Genomic DNA, 1,420 nt, shown 5'->3' on the forward strand with positions numbered 1-1,420 from the left:
TGACGACTAAAATCGTCGCGCTTGTGGATGCGCTCGGCAATCTGATCCGTTTCCTATTATTGCCCGGGCAGGCACATGACACAAAAGGCGTCGCGCCTCTGATCCGTAAAGTTCCCTTCGGGGCTCTTCTGGCAGACAAAGCGTTTGACGCGAACTGGCTTCTGGAAGAACTGGATGCACGTGGGGCAAGCGCCGTGATCCCACCGAAATCAAACCGAAAGCAACAGCGTAACTACGACGCAGACGCTTACAAGTGGCGCCATATGGTTGAAAACTACTTCGCAAAGATCAAGGAATTCCGGGGTGTAGCAACACGCTATGACAAGACCGATTGCAGCTACACCGCCAATTGGAACCTAGCTGCAGCCCTGATTGCTTCAAGATGTTTGTCCACGGGCCCTAGAGCGTTTCTGCAAAACTGGGAATCATGGGATTTTCAAAGGGGTCTGGTTGTGATTCATCCTTTCCGGGAGGATGGATCATGTCAGCACCATTACCGGATGCGCTGCGTGCGCGGTTCAAAGCTTGTATCGAGGAGGGTTTGAGTGGGCGAGCTGCCGCGGCGCGATTGATGCTCTCGCCTGCGACGGGTTCACGTTGGGCCCGGGCAATCCGGCAGCACGGGGATGCAGTGCCCGCGCCGCAGGGGCGGCCACGCGGGCGTGGAAAGCTTGCGCCGCATCAGGCCTTTCTTGAGGAGTTGGTCGCGCAGGACCCGGATATCACGCTCTATGAACGACGCGATGCGCTGGCCATGGCCGAGGGCGTGAAAGTCCATCACTCCTCGATTGCGGCGCTGCTCAAGCGGCTTGGTTTCACCTATAAAAGAAATTGTTGGCGGCCTCTGAACAGCACCGCGCCCGTGTAAAAACAGACCCGGCGCGCGTGGCAGGAACGGCGCATTCCCTTCATGCGTCGCCAGCCCGAACGGCTGGTGTTCATTGACGAAACCTCCGTGAAGACGAACCTGACCCGACTGCGGGGGCGCGCCTGCCGCGGCCAGCGGCTGCGGATGGACGCGCCTTTGGGTGGCCGGGGCATGCAGACATTCATTGCGTGCCTCACGTCGGAGGGGCTCATCGCGCCTTGGGGGATAAAGGGGGCGATGGATGGCTCCGTTTTCGCGACTTGTATTCGCGATGTCCTGGCCCCGGAACTGACGCCCGGCTCGGTCGTCATCCTCGACAACCTCGCGACCCACCGCAACGTCGAGGCCGCCGAAGCCGTCCGTGCCGCCAAATGTCGGTTCCTGTATCTGCCGCCCTATTCACCCGATCTAAACCCCATTGAGCAGGCATTCTCGGTCTTCTCCTACGTCCGCTATGCCGTTTCCTATCGTGATCTCGAAGAGATTATGCTTGAGCGTGGTATTAATGTCGATCATGCGACGCTAAACCGCTGGGTGGTAAAGTTCGCTCCG

General features: G+C 58.9%; 2 protein-coding genes and 1 pseudogene. All 3 read left to right on the plus strand.

The genetic code is table 11. The annotated features are described in order from the left end of the window. Positions 1-545, plus strand: a 545-nt coding sequence (locus DWB67_RS17645) for an IS5 family transposase (protein WP_119808842.1), incomplete at its 5' end; no start/stop codon positions are given. An 86-nt stretch (positions 546-631) separates the two neighbouring features. Continuing rightward, positions 632-868 carry a hypothetical protein gene (locus DWB67_RS17650; protein WP_147385979.1) on the plus strand — a complete coding sequence of 79 codons (237 nt, stop codon included), beginning with the start codon at positions 632-634 and terminating at the stop codon, positions 866-868. 18 nt (positions 869-886) lie between these two features. After that, positions 887-1,420 (plus strand): annotated as a pseudogene (locus DWB67_RS17655) (IS630 family transposase); the annotation flags it as partial.

It is taken from the genome of Paracoccus sp. JM45 (assembly GCF_003590715.1).
Classification (GTDB): domain Bacteria; phylum Pseudomonadota; class Alphaproteobacteria; order Rhodobacterales; family Rhodobacteraceae; genus Paracoccus.